We start from the raw sequence: 21,812 nt of genomic DNA on the forward strand, positions 1-21,812 counted from the left end.
GTAAACAAGCTTGGCCATAAAATAGGGGGTCTTGTTATCCAACGCCATACGGATAGCCACAGTTCCCCTCGCAATCGATTAAACGGTTTAGTTAAAAGGCAAACGCGCGTCCCGCGGGGTGGCGTTATCCCACTGGAAGGATGGCGGATTGTCTCCTAGTTTGGGGCCATGACCGATTGGCTTATTGCACCCGCGCCCGCCCCGTCCCTGCCGATTGAAGGCGATAACCGCCGCTTTGCCGTGCGCCGCATCTATTGCGTAGGGCAGAACTATGCCGCGCACGCGCGTGAAATGGGGGCCGACGCGAGCAAGCCCGATCCCTTCTTCTTCTCCAAACCGGCGGACGCGGTGGTCGTGGATGGTCGTGATCCGTCTTACCCTCCGGCGACTGCAAATCTGCATTATGAAGTCGAATTGGTCGTGGCTCTCGGCGAGGGCGGCAAGCCTGTCGGCTGGGGTGTGGGTGTCGATCTGACCCGCCGCGACGTGCAAAGTGCGGCCAAGGCTGCCGGTCGCCCGTGGGATGCGGCCAAGGGCTTTGACCAGTCAGCCCCCTGCGGCGCGCTGAGCCTGACGCCGCCCGCCGCCGATGCCACCATCCGCCTCTCAGTGAACGGGGAGGTGCGCCAAAGCGGTCGCCTCGACGACATGATCTGGGATGTCGAAGGTGTGCTGGGTAAGGCCAGCGGACTTTGGAAGCTGGCAGCGGGCGATCTGGTGTTTACCGGCACCCCCGAGGGTGTGGGGCCTCTCCAGATCGGCGACGCCGTCGAAGCTGTCATCGAGGGCCTGCCGCCGCTTCGGTTTGTGGTTCAGCCATGATCCTGCACGGCTATTGGCGCTCCGGCACCAGCTATCGCACCCGTATTGCGCTGAACCTCAAAGGCCTCTCCTACGATCTGGTCGGCGTTGATTTGCGTACTGGAGCGCAACGGTCAGGCGATTATCTGGCGCTGAACCCTCAGGGTCTGGTGCCGGCGCTGGTGACCGATGGCGGAGACGTGTTGAGCCAGAGCCCTGCCATTCTGGAATGGCTGGAAGAGACCTTCCCTCAGCCTGCACTCCTGCCAAGTGACCCTGTCGCTCGGGCTCAGGTTCGGGCCATGGCGGCGGTGGTCGGGTGCGACATTCACCCTCTCAACAATCTGCGGGTTCTAAAGGCGGTCAAGGCCATCGGCGCGGACGATGCGGCGACACAGGGCTGGATCGCGCAGTGGATCGTGTCAGGCTTCGATGCGCTCGAAGCCATGGTGGCCAAACAGGGTCGCGGCTGGTGTTACGCAGATACGCCCACGCTGGCGGATTGCTATCTGATCCCGCAAATCTATTCGGCGCGCCGCTTCAATGTGGACCTATCGGCCTATCCAAACCTGCTGGCTATCGAGACGCGCGCACAAGCGCATCCGGCCTTTGCAGCGGCCCATCCCGATAGACAGCCCGACGCCGGCTGATTTTTTGTAGTGAACTGCGTCTTCACCCTCTTTGCAGATCACTGATCAATCTCGCGTAAACCTTCATCGGCGAAACTCGCATTGTGAGATTCGTTGAAGACCATAATCCTGTCGACCGGCTGGCCCTCGCTGTGGCCGTTGAGCCGGATCGTCTGCGTCCCATGCCTCTGCGGCACAGGGAGGATGCTGTGCGCCAGATCCTCCAGACGGCGGCCGACGCGGGGATTTCCATGGTCGCGACCAAGCCCGAGGGCGATGGTGAACGCCTGCTGGGCCAGTCGTGGCCTTTCCCGTCGCCATTCCGCGTTTCTGTCCGCACCGTCAGCCTGTCCGATGGTATCGATCGGGCCGAAGCCCGCGCCCGTCGCTCGCTGGAGCATATGGGTTTGCCGCGCGGCGAGGTCGTGCTGGTCGAGAACGCCTCCGATCTTGCCGGGGCCGAAGGTCGGGCACTGTGGGACCGCCTGCTGGCCATGAAGGATCGTGGCCTGTTCCGGAAGGTCGGCTTCATTGCCAACATCGAAGATAGTCCTGCGACGCTGGCCCGCCGCTTCCGCCCCGATGTGGTGCAGTTGCCGTGCAATGTGCTGGATCAACGCGCGCTGAAGAACGGCACCATCGAGGCGCTGGCCGAGCAGGAGGTAGGCGTCCACCTGTCGTCGGTGTTTGCCAAGGGGCTGTTGTTCTCTACATCCGATCGTCTGCCGGAAGGGTATTCGGTGTTTGCGCCATCGCTGTCGCGCGTCCGTCGTCGTCTGGCCGAAGCGCGTGTCGACCCGATGCAGGCCGCCCTGACCTACGCCCTCAACCTGAAAGGCGTCGAGCGCGTGATCGTCAAGGTCAACTCGGCCCCGCAGCTTCGGGCCATTCTTGCGGCCTCCTATGCGCCGTGCCCGGATGTGGACTGGGGCACGATGGCGCTGGAGGAAAGCTCTGCCGCGCTCAGTGCGCGTCTTCGCGTGGGTCACGCAGCCTGATTGTGGCCGATCCCCAAGGCTTTTGGGGATCATCTGCACGCCCGCCCTTGAGACGAAGCACGCGATCCGCCACCCTGTAGGCCGTATGAACGCGCCTCTGTCCCACCCGCCCAAAGTTGATCTGACGCCTGATGCCGGCACCACGCCCGTCATGGCGCAATTCCTGACGGCCAAGGCTGGCCACCCGGACTCCATCCTGTTCTTCCGGATGGGCGATTTCTACGAGTTGTTCTTTGATGACGCGGTAACGGCTGCTGCGGCTCTGGGCATCACCCTGACCAAGCGCGGCAAGCACAAGGGCGAGGATATTCCGATGGCAGGCGTGCCGGTGCACGCCATGGACGGCTATCTGGCGCGTCTGATCCGCCAGGGCTTCAAGGTTGCCGTCTGTGAACAGTTGGAAGACCCCTCCGAAGCCAAGAAGCGCGGCTCCAAGGCGGTGGTTCACCGCGACGTGGTGCGCGTGGTCACCCCCGGCACCCTGACCGAAGACAGCCTGCTGGATGCACGCGGAGCCAACCGGCTCGCGGCTGTGGCTATCCGCAAGGGCCGCGCTGCTGTGGCTGTAGTCGAACTGTCGGCAGGGGCTGTGGATTCCGTGGCGTGCGACATCGCCGATCTGGGCTCGGTCCTGGCGGCGTTCCGCCCGTCAGAAGTTCTGGTGCCGGACCGGCTGTTCAGCGACAGCGATCTGAAGGCTGCCTTGGATGGTTCTGGAGGTGTAGTGCAGGCCATTCCCCAAGCCTTGGGCGAGCCCGCCGGGGCGCGCGATCGCGTGCAACGCCTTTACGGCGTGTCGGCGCTGGATGGATTCGGCGCGTTCGAAGAGGCCGAAGTCTCGGCGCTGGGCCTGATTGCTGCCTATCTGGAAACCACGCAGGCGGGTAAAATCCCTGCGCTTGCCCCGCCGCGCCGCAGTGGCGACGTAGGCCATCTGGCCATCGATCCGTCCACGCGTCTCAGCCTCGAGATTGACCGCAACCAGCGCGGCGAGCGCGATGGCTCGCTGCTCCACGCCATCGACCGGACCGTGACCTCGGGCGGAGCCCGTTCGCTGGCTGAGCGGGTGGCGCGGCCTTTGTGTGATCCGGCCGCGATTAATCAGGGGCTGGATGCGGTGGAGTGGTTGCTGGAGCAACGTCCCCTGCGCCGTGATTTGCGCGACGCTCTGCGATCCAGTGCAGATGTTGCACGCGCGACCTCCCGTTTGGCTCTGGGCCGTGGAGGGCCGCGTGACCTGTCCGCCATTCGCTCGGGTCTGCTGACGGCCGAACTGCTTAGCGGAATGTTTGCCGCAGCTGTGGCCGATCCGATTGCCGCCCCTCCTGCCCGTATTATGGCAGCCTTGGCATCGCTGGCTCTGGACGCGGAACTATCCCAACTGCTGGGCGATCTGCGCGACGGGTTGGTGGATGAGCCGTCCCATCTGGCCCGCGATGGTGGCTATGTGAACCCTGGCCACAGACCGGAGTTGGATGCCGCACGCGCGCTTCGCGACGACAGCCGACGCGTCATCGCCGATCTGGAAGCCCGTGCGGTCGCCGAGAGCGGGGTGGCTTTCAAGGTGCGCCACAACGCGGTGCTGGGGTATTTCCTCGAGGCCTCGGCCAAGGCTGCCGAACCTCTGATGCGGGCTGGGCCCGACAGCCCCTTCATCCACCGTCAGACCCTCGCCAATCAGGTGCGTTTCACCACGGTCGAGCTGTCGGAACTGGACGCCAAGATCAGTCAGGCCGGTCACCGCGCCTTGGCGATCGAAACCGAAACCTTTGAAAATTGGCGTCGCGAAGTCGCTCGTCTGGCTCCGAAGCTTCAGGCCGTCGCCGAGGCTATCGCCGAACTGGATGCCCACGCCGGTCTGGCCGAATGGGCCGAAGAGGTCGGTGCGGTCCGGCCCGTCGTGGATGACAGCCTGTGCTTCTTCGTTGAAGGCGGCCGCCACCCCGTCGTCGAGGCGGCGGTAAAGGCGCAAGGCAACCCCTATACCCCCAATGACTGTTGCCTGTCGGGTGATGGTCAGGGCGGCAGCCGCCTGTCGATTGTCACGGGCCCGAACATGGCCGGTAAGTCGACCTTCCTGCGCCAGAACGCCCTGCTTGTTATTCTGGCTCAGGCCGGAGCTTTCGTACCCGCACGCACCATGCGTCTGGGTGTTGTGGACCGTCTGTTCAGCCGTGTCGGCGCAGGCGATGATCTGGCACGTGGTCGCTCGACCTTCATGATGGAAATGGTCGAGACCGCCGCCATCCTGACGCAGGCCACACCGCGCAGCTTTGTCGTGCTGGACGAAATCGGTCGCGGCACCGCCACCTATGATGGCCTGGCCATCGCATGGGCGACCGCCGAGGCGCTGCATGAAACGAACCGAAGCCGTACCCTTTTCGCGACCCACTATCACGAACTGGCACGGCTCGAAGAGCGACTGGATTTCGTCTCCAACCTGTCGATGGCTGCCAAGGAGTGGAACGGCGATCTGGTCTTCCTGCACGAGGCTGTGAAGGGCGCGGCGGACCGCTCTTATGGTGTGCAGGTCGCGCGTCTGGCCGGCGTTCCGGCCAAGGTCGTCAGCCGCGCCAAGTCTGTGCTGGACAAGCTGGAAAAGGAAAAGACCTCCGGTTCCAGTCTCGAGGAACTGCCGTTGTTTGCAGCGGCCGCACCGGATCCGGAACCCGTTGGCCCGTCGCCCGTCGATGCGGCCTTGGACGAGATCAATCCGGACGATCTGTCGCCGCGCGAAGCGCTGGAGGCTCTGTACCGCCTCAAAGGCCTGTCGAAAAAGCCATGACCCTGGATCCGCGCCTGATCGAGGCGGCAAGCGCCGCAGACGTAAGGGGCGCGGTTGCAGCCTATCTGCGCGAAGGGTTCGAGGCGGGTCGCGAACGGGCACGGCGCCGTCTTGAGAGCGGAGGTGACGGGGCCGAGGTCGCCCGTCTCTACGCTGAAGCAGCCGACAAGCTTTTGACCGAGCTATGGGCCGTTGCGACCGAGGTGCTGTATCCGCATCCCAAAGACCGGCTCTGCCTGTTGGCCGTTGGCGGATACGGGCGCGGGGTGCTGGCACCCTATTCGGATTTGGACCTGCTGTTCTTGCGGCCCTCTACGCCGACCAGCGAGCGCGCCGCTCAGGTGGTCGAGTTTGTGCACTATGTCCTTTGGGATCTGGGCCTGAAGGTCGGCTCGGCGTTTCGCTCCTTCCGTCAGGCGGTGGAGCAGTCGCAATCCGACATGACGATCCGCACCACCATGCTCGAGGCGCGGGTCATCGCGGGCGACGAGCGGTTGGGCAACGATCTACTGAAAAAGGTTCGCGCGTGGATACGCGAGACGGACCCCAAGGCCTTTATCGCCGCCAAGATGGAAGAGCGCGACGTCCGGCTGAAGAAGACCGGTAGCGTTCGTAACCGCGTCGAACCCAACGTCAAGGACGGCAAGGGCGGGCTGCGGGACTTGAACACCCTGTTTTGGATTGCCCTGTCGATCGACCCCGACAACGAGCGCGGCAAGGGCGCTCTGACGGAACTATTGAGCGCGCGCGAGATGCGAAGTTTCCGCGAGGCGATCGGTTTCCTGTGGCAGGTGCGTATCCATCTGCATCTTGTAGCGGGGCGGGCCGAGGAAAAGCTGACGTTCGACTTCCAGCCTGAAATCGCACGCCGCATGGGCTGGCGCGGTCGGGGAAATGAACTGGCGGTGGAGCGGTTTATGCGCCGCTATTTCCTTGTTGCCGGTCAGGTGGGCGGGCTGACGCGCGCTGTGTCGGCCCAGTTGGAAGCTCGACAGCAGAAGCGGTCGGAAGGTCTGTCACGCGGCCTGTCGCGGTTGTTCAGGCGCGGGCGCGGACAGCTGGCCTTCGAGGGCCTGTCCGTCGAGCAAGGGCGACTGACAGTGAATAACCCCAATGTCTTTGCCCGCGATCCGGTGCGCCTTCTGATGTTGTTCGTCGAGGCGGACAGGCTGGATATCGACCTGCACCCCGATGCCTTCACCGCCGTCATCCGTTCTCTGGGGCTGGTGACGCCAGCGGTGCGGCGCGACCCGCGGGCGTCGGATGCCGTGCTGCATTTGCTGGCACGAAGCCGGCGTCCCTATCGTGTTCTGTCGCTGATGAACGAGACGGGATTGCTCGGTCGGTTCCTGCCGGAATGGGGGCGGATCGTCGGCCAGACCCAGTTCAATATGTACCACGCCTATACGGTCGACGAGCACACGCTTCAGGCCATCGGCATCATCGACGACATCAAGAAGGGCAAGCTGGAAGCAGACCATCCGGCGGCCTCGACTATCATCCACCGCATCGTCGATCCCGAGGCCCTGATGCTGGCCATGCTGTTGCACGATGTGGGCAAGGGCGGGGATCGTGGTCAGTTGGAGGATGGCGCTATCTCCGCACGCCGCGCTTGCGAGCGGCTGGGTATTGATCCACGCCGCATCGAATTGGTGGTCTGGCTCGTCAGCCATCACCTGTTGATGAGCGACTATGCGCAAAAACGCGACGTATCCGATCCCGCCACTGTGCGGGCGTTTGCCGAAGCCGTAGGCGATCTGGAGCGGCTGCGCATGCTGATGGTGCTGACGGTCGCCGATATCCGCGCCGTCGGACCGGGAGTCTGGAACGGGTGGAAGGGCCAGCTCATGCGCGCCCTGTTTGACAAGACCGAGGCCCTCTTCAAGGGTGACACCGTGACAGGCGACGATATCGGCGACGACTATGCCGATCTGATTGAGCGGGCGCGCTTCGCCGGTGTGGCGGTCGAGACGGCTCTGCCGCAGGCCGCGCTGGAGTCCACATCTCGCATTGCTGTGGCGACCAATGATCGCAAAGGCCTGTTCGCAGACATGGCTGCGACTTTGTCACTGGCAGGGGCCGATATCGTGGGCGCGCGGCTCGCCACGCGCGAAGACGGGACGGCGCTGGAAATCTTCGAAATCCAGGACGGTGTCGGGGCAGCCTACGGCCTGAACGAGCCGCGGCGTCTGGCATTGTTGGGCCGCGCCCTGGAGCGTGCGGTCCTGAAAGGCGCGCGCACCTCGGCCCAGCAGGCGCATCGCGTTACCGCCCGCCGCGCCATCTTCGACGTCCATCCGGTAGTGCGGATCGACACCAAGATCGTGCCCCATGCTGTGGTGGTCGAGGTGTCGGGTGCAGACCGCCCCGGCCTGCTGTCCGAGTTGGCACGCGCCTTCTCGGCGCATGACCTCTCGGTCCGCTCGGCCCACATCGCCAGCTTTGGCGAGCGGGCAGTGGATGCCTTTTATCTAACGGATATGAAGGGCAACAAACCTTCGGACGCGGGGCAGCTGGATCGCCTGCGGCAGGATTTGATTGCCATTCTGGATGCCAAACCACTGGCCCCCGAGGGCCGTACCATCACGCCCGTGCGCGCCAGCCTGCGCGATGTTTCCGATATCGACGCGGTCCCCGTATCCAAGACGCCTCGGTCGCGCTAAGCGACTTTTGACGAGGAGCCGTCTGTGACCGATCAGTTTAATAATCCGATGCCCAAACCCGCGACCGAAGTGTCGCCCGCTGACGCTGGCGAGGCCGTGCTGGAGCAGGCTCCGGTCACGCCCAAGAGCACGGGTGTCGCCAAGTCGTCGGCCATCTTCAGCGGCATGACCCTGCTCAGCCGTCTGGCGGGTTTCGCACGGGACATCGTCATTACGGGTGCGCTTGGGGCCTCTGCCGGGCCGGCGGCCGATGCCTATTATACGGCGCTGAACTTCCCCAACCTGTTCCGTCGCATCTTTGCCGAAGGCGCTTTCGCAGCGGCTTTTGTTCCTGCCTATTCCCGCACGCTGAAAACTGACGGTCCGGAGGCCGCCGACAAGGTCGCTACCGATGCTCTGGCGGTTATCGCCACGGTGACGGTGGTGCTGACGATCATCGCCCAGATCGCCATGCCTTGGCTGATGACGGTGATCAATGTCGGCTTTCTCGATGATCCGGCCCGCTTCAAACTGGCGGTGGTGCTGACGCAGATCACCATGCCCTATCTGCCCTGTATGGCGATTGCGGCCTTGCTGAGCGGGGTGCTCAACGCGCGTGGCAAATTCCTTGTGTCGGGTGCCTATCCGATCCTGTTGAACGTCATCATGCTGGCTGCGGTCCTGCCGGTTACGGGCGGCCCTGTCGCATCGGCAACAGCCGCGAGCTGGTCCGTTCTGGTCGCCGGTATTGCGCAGGCTGGCCTGTGCTGGTGGGCCGTGCGCAAGGCCGGAGCCAACGTTCGCTTTTCTCTCCCGCGCATGACGCCTGCGGTGAAGGCGATCATCATTACGGCCATTCCCGCAGCCATCGGCAACAGCGCGACCCAGATCAACGTCTTCCTCTCGGGCAATCTGGCCAGCTTCGTCGATGGCGGCCGTACATGGCTGGCGACGGCTGATCGTCTTTATCAACTGCCCTTGGGGCTAGTCGGTGTGGCCATCGGTATCGCCCTGTTGCCGCGCCTGTCGGCAGCCGTTGCGGGTGGCGATCATGACGAGCAGCAGCGCTCGATGGACGAGGCCTTGATCTTGTCTATGGCTCTGACGCTTCCGGCGACGACGGCCTTGATGGGTATGCCCTACTTCCTCATCGACGGGCTTTACACCCGCGCCGAGTTCCTGACCTTCGACGCGGTCAATACGGCCAAGGCCCTTTTCCACTTTGCGTGGGGCGTGCCAGCCTTTGTGCTTATCCGGATTCTGGCACCGGCCTTCTATGCGAGGTCGGACAGCCGCTCGCCGATGCGATTTGCCCTGATTTCGGTGGTTGTGAATGCGGCTGTCGCGCTTAGCCTGTTCCCGTTCCTGAAGATTTCCGGTCTGGCCGTGGCGGTCAGCGCTTCGGCCTGGGTCAACGCCCTGCTGTTGGCAGCGACTTTGTGGAAGCGTGATCACTATCGCCCCAGCGCCCACGCCGTTCAGCGTCTCGTCCGCATTGCTCTGGCCAGCGCGGGCATGGGGGTGTTCGTCGCCCTGTGCAGTTGGGCGCGTCCTTATATCGAGGGTCCGATTGGCCAGCTTATGTCTATGTTGGGCACGACCCACGGCGTCAAAGAACTGGCCATGCTGGTGGTCGTCGGCTTCGGCGGGATGACCTATGTAGTGCTGGCTTTCGCCACCCGCGCCGTGACCGTCTCGGAGATCAAGCGCCTGCTACGCCGTGGGGCCTGATTTCAGCGAAATGAGTGCCACGAGGCCCTGCTGGAAATCCAGCGGTCCTCGTGGGCCATTGAGCACTGTCGTCAGGGCTGTCAGCGGCCCGTCCATGCTGGCGAAGACGCTCAACAAAGCCCGCCGATAGAGGGGCCAGCCGCGACGCACGTCCCGCCCGCGATAGGGATGCACGGCATTGGCCTCATAGAGGGCGACCTTGATGGCCATCATCTTGAACCGCAGCACCGGCCCCTCCAGGCGAAGGTCTTCCTTCTCGCTTAAAGCGAAATCGATGGCCTGAAGTCGGCGGATCATCTCGCGGGTATCGTCACGTGCAATCTTGAGCGCCGCCACAAACGACTCGTCGAGATGGTAGGCCAGCACATCCGGCCCTTCGGAGAGGATCAGGTCGCGGCGGTATTCCTGCACTTCCTCGAACAGCACCAGCATCAGTCGGAGCATGCGTTCCAGTGCCTGAGTGGGAGAAAACCCTTCAGCGGGGGCGACGTCGAACTCATCCATCTTGGGGGTTCCGGACACAGTTACGGTTGGTTGATGTAACATAGATATCCCAGGAATAGAGTTGGTTCCCGGTTACCGAGGGCTTAACCACGCTTCGGGCGGGCGCGGTTTGAGCGGGTTGCCCTCGTGCCACCGAGAGGATAAGCCACTGCCCATGCTCCGTGGATTGCCCCGACTGACAGGACGATGGCGCGGCTGACCTTATGTCAGCCTGCTTTTACCTGTTGCTGCCTGCTGGCCAGCAGCCACGCTCCCAAGACCGCCTTACTCCCAGAGCTTACCCATGACTGATCAAACTCCGGCCCAATACACTGGCCCTCGCCGCGTCCTGTCCGGCATCCAGGCTTCCGGTGCGCTGCACCTTGGCAACTACCTCGGCGCGCTGAAGCGCTTCGTCGAGATGCAGGATGCGGGTGCCCCCTGCTACCTGTTCGTGGCCGATATGCACGCCATTACCGTCTGGCAGGACCCCGACAAGCTGACCGCCCAGACGCGTGAAATCGCTGCGGCCTATCTGGCGGCGGGTCTGGATCCGGAAAAGTCGGTCATCTTCCCGCAGTCGGCCGTGCCTGCGCACGCTGAACTGGCGTGGATTTTCAACTGCACCGCCCGCCTCGGCTGGTTGGACCGCATGACCCAGTTCAAGGAAAAGTCGGGCAAGCATAAAGAGCGCTCTTCGGTGGGCCTCTACACCTATCCGGTGCTGCAGGCCGCTGACATCCTTCTGTACAAGGCGACCGAAGTGCCGGTCGGCGAGGACCAGAAGCAGCACCTCGAGCTGACCCGCGACATCGCCCAGAAGTTTAACAACGACTTCGGCGTGCCGGACTTCTTCCCGCTGCCTGAGCCGATGATTCAGGGTCCGGCCACGCGTGTGATGTCCCTGCGTGACGGTTCGGCGAAGATGTCCAAGTCCGATCCGTCGGACCTGTCGCGCATCAACCTGACTGACGATGCAGACACCATCGCCAACAAGATCAAGAAGGCCAAGTCGGACATGGACGTGCTGCCGTCCGAAGTCGACGGTCTGGAAGGTCGCCAGGAAGCCAAGAACCTTGTGGCCATCTACGCGGCACTCTCGGGCATGACCCGCGAGGCTGTGCTGGCCGAGTTCGGTGGTCAGGGCTTTGGTGCCTTCAAGCCCAAGCTGTCCGAACTGGCCGTCGAGTCGATGGCACCGGTCACCGAGCGTATGCGTCGCCTCCTGAACGATCCGGCTGAAATCGACCGCGTTCTGTCCAAGGGTGCTGCCCAAGCGCGCGAAGTGGCACAGCCGGTGGTCGAAGACGTCAAGAAGATCGTCGGCTTCTGGCAGGGCTAAGCTGACAGCACTTCACCGATGAACGCCCATCCGCTCGATCGTGTGGTGCAAAGCGCCCTTGCATCCTCGCGCCAGTCGCATCTGGCTGTGCGCGATGGCGGGTCCGTGCGCATGGCGTCCGGTTATGGGGTGTTCGTGGCGGTGGATGATCCGGCGGTGACGTCGGACGTCCAGCGCCTGCCGGTGCCCGAAGGCAAGCTGGTCTCGGTTGAGGCGCTGGAACAGTCGGTGCCGCAGGGCTTCCGTATCGAGCGCGAAGCCGTGCTGCTGCAAATGACGCTTGGCACGCTGAAGGCCGGAAAGACACGTCCGGTGCATGTCAAAAAGCTGACGGACGATGATGCCGCCCAGATGCTGGCTCTCGCCGCTCTGACCGAGCCCGGCCCCTTTTTCGAGCACGCCCACCGTCTCGGCGATTTTTATGGCGTCAAGGAAGAGGGTCGCCTTCTGGCCATGGCCGGAGAGCGGATGAAGCCGGACGGCTTTACCGAGGTCTCAGGTGTCTGCGTCCATCCCGATGCGCAGGGTCGCGGGCTGGCTGCGGCTGTCATGCGCTGTGTGATCGAACCTATACTGGCGCGGGGCGATATCGCCTTCCTGCATTCCTATGATCACAACACGCGTGCCATCGCCCTATATGAGGGGCTGGGCTTTAGTGTGCGTGCGCCAATGAAGATGCGCACGCTGGTGCCGATTTAGGCGAGGCGTTTCAAGAAGCCGCTGAACCGCTCCAGCATCTTTAGGGTGCTCTCGGGGTTGTGCTTCATCGGGCCATTGCTTGTTGGCTCGTCAAAGGCGTGAGTGCCTTCCCCGATCCAGCTTTCCACCGTGCATCCGCGGGCGCGGATGGCGTCATTGACCTTCTCGGCATTGCGCACCGTCGTCAGGTGATCGCGGCTACAGGTCACGGCATAAACATCAGTTGGGGTGTGCCACGGCTTCATGCGGTTGCGTGCAAGGAAGCCCACATAGGCATAGGCCAGCCAGATCCCTGCGGGTGCGGACAAACCATGCTTTGACGCGTCCTTGAGGCCCAGCGCGCCGTCTTCCCACGCATTGACCATCAACTCCATGATGGACCAACCGCCGTGAGACCAACCGCCCAGAACGATTTTTGAGCTATCGACATCGGGCCTTGCTGCCACGCCATGCCAGGCGGCCAGCAGATCGCCTGTGCGGTCCAGACCATTGAACGACATATTGGTGCAAACGGTCAGCAGGGTCCGCAGCCGCGTCCAGCCGCGCGGGCCGTAGCTGTCGACGATAAACGCCCGCCACCCTGCGGCCTTGGCCACCTCGGCATAACGCGGGAGGTGGCTGCGTAATCCGCCGCATCCGTGGAACAAAAGCACAGCGGGGCGCGGCAGATCGTCGTCGGGACCGACAACGATCACATGCGGTTCAAGAGCGGCCCAACGGCTGGCAAGCGTATCCATAAGATTCAAATAGAGGTTTCCGGCGCTTCAAAAAAGAGACTTGCACAAATCCAAATTAGATATATCTATTTGGTCATTGCGATATATCGAAAAGGTAAGCATCGATTGAAAGACCTACACAACGGTTGGAACAAAGAACGAGAAACCCGCTGCGGACGTGGCCACAGGCATCGTCATATGCGCGAGATGAAACATAGCCCCCATGAAGGCGGGCGTATGCGCGGCGGACGGGGCGGCGGTGGCCGACTGTTCGAACACGGGGCCATGCGCTGGCTGCTGCTGTCGCTGATCGGCCAGAAGCCGTCGCACGGCTATGAGCTGATCAAGGCTATCGAGACCCGCATGGCGGGCGTCTATGCGCCCAGCCCCGGCGTCATCTATCCCAGCCTGTCGCTGCTGGAAGACATGGGCGCGGTCAGCATCTCCACCGAAGGCGGCAAAAAGCTTTACGCGATCACCGAGGAAGGCCAGCGCCTTCTGGAAGACAACGCCGAGGTTCTGGCCCGCGTCGAGGCCAGGATGGAGGCGATGAAGGGCAAGGGCGGCAGGCCCGCCGAAATCAGCGAGGCGCTGGAGGCATTCCGCCATACCCTGCGCCAGAAACTGGGCCACGAGCCTGCGCTGGAGGCCGAAGAGGTTGCCCGTATCGCGGCCATCATCCGCGAGGCCACGAACAAGATCGCCGGAGCCTGAACAAGGCAAAAGGAAAGGCGCTGTGATTGCTCACAGCGCCTTTTTTACACCCTCAAGCACCAGATGACCGTGTCATCTGCGACAGGGAAAATAAAAGCCCCTCAAGAAGCGGGGTCCGCGTCCCCCGCGTTAGGGCCCGTCACTTTTAGTGGCGGAACACGCGGGTCCCCGTGAAGACCATGGCGATGCCCTTTTCGTCGGCGGCGGCGATCACTTCGTCGTCGCGGATCGAGCCACCAGGCTGGATGACGCAAGTCGCGCCAGCAGCGATCGCTTCCAGCAGGCCGTCGGCGAACGGGAAGAAGGCTTCCGACGCGCAGGCCGACCCTTCGGCCAGCGAGACATTGAGGCCCTTGGCTTCACCGGCTTCCTTGGCGCGGATGGCGGCGATACGGGCGCTGTCGCGACGGTTCATCTGGCCTGCACCGATGCCGGCGGTCTGGCCGTCCTTGGCATAGACGATGGCGTTGGACTTCACGTGCTTGGCGACGGTGAAGGCGAACAGCATGTCCTCGATTTCCTTCTCGGTCGGCTGACGCTTGGTCACGACCTTGAGGTCCGAAGGCTTGAGGTTCGACTGGTCGCGCGATTGCACGAGGAAGCCACCAGCGACCGAGCGGAAGACGTTACCTTCGGCATGCGGATCCGGCAGACCGTCGGTGATCAGCAGACGCAGGTTCTTCTTGGCGGCGAACACGGCCTTGGCCGCGTCGTCGGCACCCGGTGCAATGACCACTTCGGTGAAGATTTCGGTGATGGCCTTGGCGGCGTCTTCGGTCAGCGAACGGTTGACGGCGATCACGCCACCGAAGGCCGAAACGGCATCGCATTCCAGAGCGCGGGCATAGGCCTCGGCAAGGTCCTTGCCGACAGCCACGCCGCACGGGTTGGCGTGCTTGACGATGACGCAGGCCGGTTCCGAGAACTCGGCGACCAGTTCATAGGCGGCGTCGGCGTCAGCGATGTTGTTATAGCCCAGTTCCTTGCCTTGGATCTGTTCGGCGTAGGCGACACCCGGACGCTTCTCGCCAGTGCGATAGAAGCTGCCGGTCTGGTGCGGGTTTTCACCGTAACGCAGTGTCTGGGCCAGTTCGCCAGCAATCGACTTGCGAGCCGGAGCCACATCTTCCAGCTGGCCAGCGAACCACGACGACACAGCGGCGTCATAGGCGGCGGTACGGGCAAAGGCGCGGGCCGCCAGTTTCTTACGCAGGTCCAGCGAGGTCGAACCGTCGGCCTTGAGGGCTTCGACGATCAGTTTGATGCTCTCGGCATCAACGGCGACCGCGACGTGGCCATGGTTCTTGGAGCCCGAACGGATCATGGCCGGGCCGCCAATGTCGATGTTCTCGATGGCCGCTTCAAAGCCACCGCCGCTCTCGACGGTCTTTTCGAACGGGTAGAGATCGATCCAGACGATATCGATGGCACCGATGTTGTGCTCGGTCATGGCCGCCGCGTGGGTCGGGGCGTTGCGTACGCCCAGCAGGCCGCCGTGCACGATGGGGTGCAGGGTCTTGACGCGACCGTCCATCATTTCCGGGAAACCGGTCAGGTCCGCCACGTCCTTCACCGGCAGTCCAAAACCTGCGATGGCGGCCTTGGTGCCACCGGTCGAGACCAGTTCGACACCGAGATCGTGAAGCGTGCGGGCGACCTCTTCCAGTCCGGCCTTGTCGGACAGGGAAATCAGGGCGCGCGCAGGCGCAACCGCGTTAGGGGCGGGTGGAAAATCGGGAGCGGCGGGCATGGCGACGTCCGTAACAGCTAGGAGCAGGAGATGGCGCGCCTCTAGCACCGGTATCCGGCGTCGTCACCCCTTGGGCCCCCTCTAGATGGCGGGGGTGTTCGCCTGTTACAGAACGCTTGATGCCATTACTCGGTAAGATACTGATTATGATGGATTATCCCGCACACCGCATCGCGCAGTGTCATGAAATATTCATCAGGGCACTGAGGGCTGGAGGGCGACGCTCGCGCCGCCCTTGCTCAACCTACTCCTCGCTTGCGGGGGCCAGCTTCCAGCGAATTTTGGTCTCGGCATCGGTACGAGCCGAGCCACGAACCACGATCTGCATCGAGCGACGGGTCAGTCCGTCATCGACATGAACAGCCGTCTCGATCGCCACATCCGGACCGTCGCTGCGGAACCACCAGCCCTTGCCCGAGGGACCACGAAGCAGGATCGAGCGACGGTCGCGCGCCAGAGAAGCCTGAACGTCCGGATCGAGTTGGAACCGCAGGGCATAGGGCACGGCAATACGGCCCGGTTCCTGACGTCCATGCGGCGGATGCAGGCATTCTTCCGAGCGCATCTCGTCACTGCTCTGGTCGATATAGATGCGGCGCTGGTGCATCAGACCGTAGAGCGGCATCCAGCCATCGTGCTCGACCTCCAGCCAGATGGCCGTATCGGTCTGCTGATGATCGCGCGTGATATGGATCGGGTCGCTGATCAGGCGCGGGCCCAGAAGGTCGGCCTTCCAGCCGCCCAGCGGCTCGCCAATCGGACGCTCGCCCAATGTGAGGGTCGAAGCTCCCGCCGACAGGCGAAGCGCGTTGCGGTCCGGCGAACGCGGCGTCCATCCTGCCGAGGTGAACAGGCGATCCTTGCCGCACACAACCTCGATCGCCGCCGGTTGCCCGCAGGCGGACGTCGACCACGCCCCCGTCGCGGGGCCTTCGACGTCGAGGAGCACTGTCAACTGTGGCGAGGATACGCGGACAATGCCGCCGATAATGCTGGCCGGAGGCGCAGCAGGCTCGTCATCATGGGCGCGTGCGGCCTGAACCCGCTCGCGCGTCGAGGGGCCGCCCCCTTGGAACACCGCTAGACGCTTGTCCGGCAGAACCTGACTGCGCAAAGCAATGGTCAGGCGCGACATGGCATCGGCTACCGGAGGCGGCGTGGGCACCGAAAGCTGCGAAAGCGCGTCGTCCAGCGTCAGGAGGTCGAGCAGAAGCTCCATCCCCTGCTCCGGTGCGCGCGAGGCATGGGCACCGTCTTCGCGGACCGTTTGCTCCAGCGCATGGGGCAGCCGCTTCAGAGCTTTGTTGCGCAGGCGCTCGCCCGTAACGCCGCCAAGGGCGCAACCGGCAACGGCGACGGCAACCAGTCGCTCCGCGCGCCCGCGCACCGAGAAGGGCGGACGCAAAAGCTGGTTGGCCTGACGGGCAAGGCTGTCGGCCAGACGCTGTGCATCGGCCGGAGCGGCATTTTGCGTCAGACGCTTGCCAGCGCAGGCCAGATTATAAACGCGGCGCGAGAGCACATCCGGCGACCACGAAAACGGCGACCAATCCGCAAAGGTCGCCAGCCACCCCAGGCTCATGGCCATGGCGTCCTGAACACCGCGTTCGCCCTGAGCCATCATCACCGGAAGCCAGTTGAAGCTGTGCAGTTCGACGGCAAAGGCACGGTTCGGTGTGGGGCGTTCCCACATCAGGCGCGGGTCGTCGGTATCGAGGCTGAGCCCCATCAGGGTCAGCTTGCCGCCCAGCAAGGGGCGCGGTGCCTCTTTAGGGACGGGTCGCAGATCCTTTGGCGTCAAGGCGAAACCCTGTCCCTTGGCGCTGCCCAGTGTCATCGGATAGCCGGGCAGGCCATAGAGCTCGACCCACAACTGGCGTGTGACCAGAACCTTGGCGATGGCACCGACGAGTGCGGGCGTTGTGCGCTGCGTTCCCTGAACGGGCATTGGGGTGCGCACGGGCGAACCCTTCAGTCCGGGGATGTGACCTTCGGAAAGAGGGGTTTCGCTGTCACGCGGGGCGAAGGGGCCGATGGGCTTCATGCCGCTTTCAGTGCCTGGATATTGGTGGCGTAGGCGTCCGGCCCACCCTTGAACACAAACGATCCCGCGACAAGGGCATCAGCGCCTGCCGAAACACAGGCTCCGGCATTTGCAGCAACCACGCCGCCATCCACCTGAAGATGTGCGTGCGAGCCGGAAGCATCGAGAATGGCACGGGCGCGCTGGATCTTGCGCAGGGAACTGTCGATAAATTTCTGACCGCCGAAGCCCGGGTTCACCGACATGATGAGCACCAGATCCACCAGATCGACGCATTCTTCCAGAACGCTCAAGGGGGTGGCGGGATTGAAGACCAGACCGGCCTTGGCACCCAGTTGGCGGATTTGACCGAGGGTGCGGTGGACGTGCGGACCGCTTTCGGGGTGCACGCTCATGATGTCCGCACCCGCGGCGCGATAGGCTTCCAGCCAGTTGTCGACCGGTGCCACCATGAGGTGGACGTCGAACGGCAGCGAGGTGTGCGGGCGAAGCGCTTTCACCACATCCGGACCGATGGTCAGGTTGGGCACAAAATGCCCGTCCATGACGTCGACGTGGATCCAGTCCGCTCCTGCCGCTTCCAGCGAGCGGATTTCCTCGCCCAGTTTGGAGAAGTCGCTGGCAAGGATGGACGGGCAGATCAGGGGAGCGGTGCGCTGGGTCATGAATGCAGGACTTACGTCTCTCGCGGGCGAGGAGCAAGGTGCCGTTGCCGCGACAACTTCATGCGGGTGGCCATTCGCGCTTCGTGAATGACAAGGGGTGGTCATTCACGAACAGGCGGCGTTGCAAGGCGTAACCTCGGTAGCGAGGCCGGGAGAAGGGTGGCCAGAAGGAGGCATCACCACATCACCACGGAAAAACGACATGCGCTTCCTGATCATTACCGCCGCCGCACTCAGCCTGTTTGCGACGACTTCGAATGCCCAAGACGCCGCCCGACTGACGCTGAATATCGAGACGGGTGAAACCACGGGCACGGTCAATATTGCAGTCTTCAACAACGAGCCGTCCTATGAAGGCAATGCACCGGTTCGCGTCCTGAGGATGGACGTCGCCAAGGGCGAGCATCAGGCCGTGATCGATGGACTCTCCGCTGGTGAATACGGCATCAAGGTCTTCCACGATGTGAATGACAACGGCCGGATGGACACCAACCCCTTCGGTATGCCGGTCGAGCCCTACGGGTTCTCCAACAATGCCGTCGGCAACATGGGACCGGCCAAATGGGACCGCGCTCGCTTCGATGTCTCGGGCGATACCGCCCACACCATCAATCTGCGCTGAGCGAGGGTGGCATGAACGTATCACGACGTATGTTTCTAGGAAGTTCGGCGGCCGCTGCGGCTGCGGCCGTTTTGACGCCTGACGTGGTCAAGGCAGCTTCTGCTTTGCAGCAGGCTCAGAACTGGGAACTGGCTACGGCCGACGTGGCAGGCGATATCTCTCCGCGGATGCTCGAGCTTGTGCACGGACGGGTACCTGCCGGACTGAAGGGTACACTTTACCGGAACGGGCCAGCCCAGTTCCGACGTCCCGGCGGATCGGCCCAGCACTGGTTCGATGGCGACGGCATGATCCGGCGCTGGCACATTGAAGACGGTCAGGTGCAACTGACGGCCCGCTTTGCAGACACCCGCAAGCGGCGTCAGGAGGAAGCTGCCGGTGCGATGCTGATGCCGGGGTTTGGTACGCTGGCCGATCCGCGCGCCCGCATCGGTTCGCCTGACGACGTCAATCCGGCCAACACCTCGGTCCACAAGGTGGGTGACAAACTGTGGGCCCTGTGGGAGGCCGGATCGCCGCTGGAAATGGACCCTGTCACCTTGGAAACGCGCGACTATGTGACCTTGCGCCCCGACCTGAAGGCCATGCCGTTCCTCGCGCACCCCCGCATCGAGCCGGATGGCACGATGTGGAACCTCGGACTCAACGGGCGTGGTGCCATCGTCTGGCGACTGGCACCGGGCGGCAGCCTTGTCGCGGCGGATGTGATCGAGCTGCCGACGGCCAGCTATATCCACGACTTCTCGGCAACGGCGCGGCATCTGGTGATCCTGCTGCAACCTTGGGTGCACAGCCGCAATACTCTTCCGCTGTCGCAGGCCTTTGAATGGAAGCCCGAGCTGGGGTCAAAGGTGCTGGTCATAGACAAGGATGAGTTGAGCAAGCGCCGCGTATTCGAACTGCCCCCTATGGGCTTCTTCCATGTCGGGGACGCTTGGGAGGACGCCGACGGAACCATACGTTTTGACGTGGCCGCCCATTCGGACATGGATTTCGCTGCCCGTGGCGCTAGCGAGATATTGCACGGTGTCCCTTTGGATGAAGAGCCGGCCGAACTCACTCTGGTGGTCCTGACGCCAGATGGTCGCGGGCGACTGGAGCGCACCGGCATGATCGCCGAGTTCCCGCGCAGTGACCCGCGTCGCGCGGGGCTGGAAAGACGCTTTTGTATCCACACGACGGGCACCCGGAAGGGCACGCCACTGGCGTCAGCTATTGGCGTGACGGACTGGAAATCGGGCCGGACCCGCAGCTTTAACTTTGGCAGCGAGCATGTGACCGACGAGATGGTCTATGTGCCCAAACCGGGAGCCACTGCCGAAGAAGACGCTTGGTTGATCGGTCCCAGCGTCAACCTGAAGGCCGGTGTCAGCGAACTGCACCTACTGGATCTGGCGCGCATCGAGGACGGGCCTGTTTGTACGTGGCGGGCCGATGTCGCTCTGCCCGCCGCCTTCCACGGCAACTGGGTCTGATTACCACCAACCCGCTTCGCGCAGGGCGCGGGCGTAGCGACGGCTGACGGGGGCCAAGGTGCCATCGGGCAGTGTCAGGGTCGCACGTCCGTCGCCACGCGCGACATCGCGCACGGCGGCCCTGGCGACCCACCAACTGCGGTGGGTTCTTGATCCTTCGAGGCCGTCCAACTCATCGAGAGCATCGGACAACCGCATCAGAATGAGGTCGGAGCCGAGGTCTGTGTGCAGCCTCAGATAATGGTCCTCGGCCTGTACCGCCCAAAGGTTTGCTCCACGCAGTTTCAGCGGAAGCCGTTGCAGAAAGCGGGCCGGTGCCTGTCCCTCGGTGGCATGGGTGGCTACGGGTTGGGCGCGACTGATGAAGACATTGATCGCGCACAAAGGCACCGTCACGGCCATCACCGGCAAGAAGAAGTGGTGGAGGTGCGCCAGTGTTGGTGCTTCGCGCCAAAACAGCACTGCGGTGGTGATCCAGACCATGACGATCACCGGCACAGCCATGAGCAAGGACAACAACGCGATTTCGAGCCACGGCCGGTCGCTGGTGTCGATGGTCCGTTCCAGCACGCGGCTGCACAGGGCCGCCCAAAGGCCGCCGGCAATGATCAGGGGAATCCAATAAACCAGCCGCAGCCAAAGCGGAGCCTGCGATGATCCGAATGCGCCGCTGAACGCCAGAAATCCTCCGGCGACGATGCCGATAGCAATACCGCGCATGATGGGACGCTTATGGAAGGGCGCTTTGTCCATGGTTGCTTCAGTCGTGGTCGCAAACAGCGCGGAACCCGGCCGCACCGAACTTTACCATCCGGTCGCAAGCTGTGTTCAGGTCGCCCGATTTGCATAGGCCGCCGGAAAGGCGATCAATGCGGCCTGTCTCGCCGAGGGTCAGCGTCAGGGCACCGGAAAGATTGTGCCAGGACCAATAGAGTTGCTCGTCGGTAGCCTTGGGCATGATGACGCGCACCAGTTCCAGAAGGCGACGGATCGCGGGGTCGAAATATCGGGCCATGGTCTCGCCGCCAAATGCGGGGTTGGCGTTAGTCTGCGCCACCAGCGCCGCATAATGCTTCCAGCCGGGACCACCTGTCAGGGACCACTGGAAAGGCGGGCGCAGGAAGGCCTCCAACAGGCCCTCCAAGGTCATCTGACCCTCGTTGGCCGCCGCATAGCGGTCCACAGCGGCGACGCGCTCGTTGTTCCAGACGGCGGCGCGACGGTTAAAGACCGCGTCAAACAGGTCTTTCTTGGAGCCGAAATAATAGTGCACCAGCGCGGTATCGACCCCGGCTTCGCGGGCCACCTCGCGGATGGTCACACCATAGAAGCCGTGCTGGGAGAACAGACCCTCGCCGGCGTTCAAAATGGCGTCGCGGGTATCGTTCGAACCTTCTGAGGCAGACTTTTTCGGACGGCCCCTTTTTCCGGTCTCCGAGGTGGCACCGGCGTTGCGAGGGCGTCGTGGTGCTGCGTTACGGGGCGTGGCAGGCGCGCTTTTTTCTCCGGCAATCGGGGTATCCGCAGCGATGGCCTTGGGGGTGTCGGTCATATCAGTCGTCTTGTTACCGGTCGTCGGGCGCGCAAAATCGCGGCTGTGCAAGCGTGCCACAGTTCGCCGTTACGTCAGAGGGTGCACTATCTTGGCGTTTGACAGCCTACGCAATAACAGCCACATCTAAAGAAAATCATTAAACGCTGAATAAAAGCGTCGAT

General features: G+C 63.2%; 18 protein-coding genes. 11 read left to right on the plus strand and 7 right to left on the minus strand.

What is annotated here, in order from left to right:
* Positions 1–168 precede the first annotated feature (168 nt).
* From LOX95_RS02090 to murJ, 6 genes are all read left to right on the plus strand, one after another.
* Positions 169–822: a fumarylacetoacetate hydrolase family protein gene (locus tag LOX95_RS02090; RefSeq protein ID WP_242912634.1), complete on the plus strand. Its 654-nt coding sequence runs from the start codon at positions 169–171 to the stop codon at positions 820–822.
* The gene (maiA, locus tag LOX95_RS02095) at positions 819–1,451 is read left to right on the plus strand and encodes a maleylacetoacetate isomerase (RefSeq protein WP_242912635.1); all 633 of its coding nucleotides are present in this window, start codon (positions 819–821) and stop codon (positions 1,449–1,451) included. The genes LOX95_RS02090 and maiA overlap by 4 nt, the downstream gene beginning before the upstream one ends.
* Positions 1,452–1,534: 83 nt before the next feature.
* Positions 1,535–2,428 carry an aldo/keto reductase gene (locus tag LOX95_RS02100; RefSeq protein WP_242912636.1) on the plus strand — a complete coding sequence of 298 codons (894 nt, stop codon included), beginning with the start codon at positions 1,535–1,537 and terminating at the stop codon, positions 2,426–2,428.
* An 85-nt stretch (positions 2,429–2,513) separates the two neighbouring features.
* Positions 2,514–5,213: a DNA mismatch repair protein MutS gene (gene mutS / locus LOX95_RS02105; RefSeq protein WP_242912637.1), complete on the plus strand. Its 2,700-nt coding sequence runs from the start codon at positions 2,514–2,516 to the stop codon at positions 5,211–5,213.
* The gene (glnD, locus tag LOX95_RS02110) at positions 5,210–7,876 is read left to right on the plus strand and encodes a [protein-PII] uridylyltransferase (RefSeq protein ID WP_242912638.1); all 2,667 of its coding nucleotides are present in this window, start codon (positions 5,210–5,212) and stop codon (positions 7,874–7,876) included. Before mutS ends, glnD begins: the two co-directional genes overlap by 4 nt.
* A 48-nt stretch (positions 7,877–7,924) precedes the next feature.
* On the plus strand, positions 7,925–9,586 hold the full coding sequence (gene murJ / locus LOX95_RS02115; RefSeq protein ID WP_242913096.1) for a murein biosynthesis integral membrane protein MurJ: 1,662 nt from the start codon (positions 7,925–7,927) through the stop codon (positions 9,584–9,586).
* Here the strand turns inward: murJ and LOX95_RS02120 are convergent.
* On the minus strand, positions 9,569–10,090 hold the full coding sequence (locus LOX95_RS02120) for a hypothetical protein (protein ID WP_242912639.1): 522 nt from the start codon (positions 10,088–10,090) through the stop codon (positions 9,569–9,571). The genes murJ and LOX95_RS02120 overlap by 18 nt on opposite strands.
* A 283-nt stretch (positions 10,091–10,373) precedes the next feature.
* Here LOX95_RS02120 and trpS point away from each other — a divergent pair, with 283 nt between their 5' ends.
* A complete protein-coding gene (gene trpS, locus LOX95_RS02125) occupies positions 10,374–11,411 on the plus strand; it encodes a tryptophan--tRNA ligase (protein ID WP_242912640.1) in 1,038 nt (345 codons plus the stop codon).
* 18 nt (positions 11,412–11,429) lie between these two features.
* A complete protein-coding gene (locus LOX95_RS02130; RefSeq protein WP_242912641.1) occupies positions 11,430–12,110 on the plus strand; it encodes a GNAT family N-acetyltransferase in 681 nt (226 codons plus the stop codon).
* Here the strand turns inward: LOX95_RS02130 and LOX95_RS02135 are convergent.
* Positions 12,107–12,847, minus strand: a complete 741-nt coding sequence (locus LOX95_RS02135; RefSeq protein WP_242912642.1) for a dienelactone hydrolase family protein — start codon at positions 12,845–12,847, stop codon at positions 12,107–12,109. The two genes, LOX95_RS02130 and LOX95_RS02135, sit on opposite strands and share 4 nt — an antisense overlap.
* A gap of 177 nt (positions 12,848–13,024) precedes the next feature.
* Here LOX95_RS02135 and LOX95_RS02140 point away from each other — a divergent pair, with 177 nt between their 5' ends.
* Positions 13,025–13,540, plus strand: coding sequence for a PadR family transcriptional regulator (locus tag LOX95_RS02140; protein WP_242912643.1), 516 nt, complete (start codon positions 13,025–13,027; stop codon positions 13,538–13,540).
* Positions 13,541–13,685: 145 nt separating this feature from the next.
* On the opposite strand, the gene purH is transcribed toward LOX95_RS02140, so the two are convergent.
* The 3 genes from purH to rpe all read right to left on the minus strand — a co-directional run bounded on the left by purH (position 13,686) and on the right by rpe (position 17,999).
* On the minus strand, positions 13,686–15,290 hold the full coding sequence (gene purH / locus LOX95_RS02145) for a bifunctional phosphoribosylaminoimidazolecarboxamide formyltransferase/IMP cyclohydrolase (protein ID WP_242912644.1): 1,605 nt from the start codon (positions 15,288–15,290) through the stop codon (positions 13,686–13,688).
* Positions 15,291–15,534: 244 nt separating this feature from the next.
* The gene (locus LOX95_RS02150; RefSeq protein WP_242912645.1) at positions 15,535–17,334 is read right to left on the minus strand and encodes a heparinase II/III family protein; all 1,800 of its coding nucleotides are present in this window, start codon (positions 17,332–17,334) and stop codon (positions 15,535–15,537) included.
* Complete coding sequence (gene rpe, locus LOX95_RS02155; RefSeq protein WP_242912646.1) at positions 17,331–17,999, minus strand: ribulose-phosphate 3-epimerase; 669 nt, start codon at positions 17,997–17,999, stop codon at positions 17,331–17,333. The genes LOX95_RS02150 and rpe overlap by 4 nt, the downstream gene beginning before the upstream one ends.
* 202 nt (positions 18,000–18,201) lie before the next feature.
* On the opposite strand from rpe, the gene LOX95_RS02160 reads away from it, so the two are divergent.
* A complete protein-coding gene (locus tag LOX95_RS02160; RefSeq protein WP_242912647.1) occupies positions 18,202–18,621 on the plus strand; it encodes a DUF2141 domain-containing protein in 420 nt (139 codons plus the stop codon).
* Positions 18,622–18,632: 11 nt separating this feature from the next.
* The gene (locus LOX95_RS02165) at positions 18,633–20,096 is read left to right on the plus strand and encodes a carotenoid oxygenase family protein (RefSeq protein WP_242912648.1); all 1,464 of its coding nucleotides are present in this window, start codon (positions 18,633–18,635) and stop codon (positions 20,094–20,096) included.
* Here the strand turns inward: LOX95_RS02165 and LOX95_RS02170 are convergent, their stop codons facing one another.
* Both LOX95_RS02170 and LOX95_RS02175 read right to left on the minus strand, forming a co-directional pair.
* Positions 20,097–20,849, minus strand: a complete 753-nt coding sequence (locus LOX95_RS02170; protein WP_242912649.1) for a LytTR family DNA-binding domain-containing protein — start codon at positions 20,847–20,849, stop codon at positions 20,097–20,099.
* A gap of 7 nt (positions 20,850–20,856) precedes the next feature.
* Positions 20,857–21,648: a TetR/AcrR family transcriptional regulator gene (locus tag LOX95_RS02175; RefSeq protein ID WP_242912650.1), complete on the minus strand. Its 792-nt coding sequence runs from the start codon at positions 21,646–21,648 to the stop codon at positions 20,857–20,859.
* Positions 21,649–21,812: the final 164 nt, after the last annotated feature.

Source organism: Brevundimonas pishanensis, from assembly GCF_022750635.1.
Taxonomy (GTDB): Bacteria; Pseudomonadota; Alphaproteobacteria; order Caulobacterales; family Caulobacteraceae; genus Brevundimonas; species Brevundimonas pishanensis.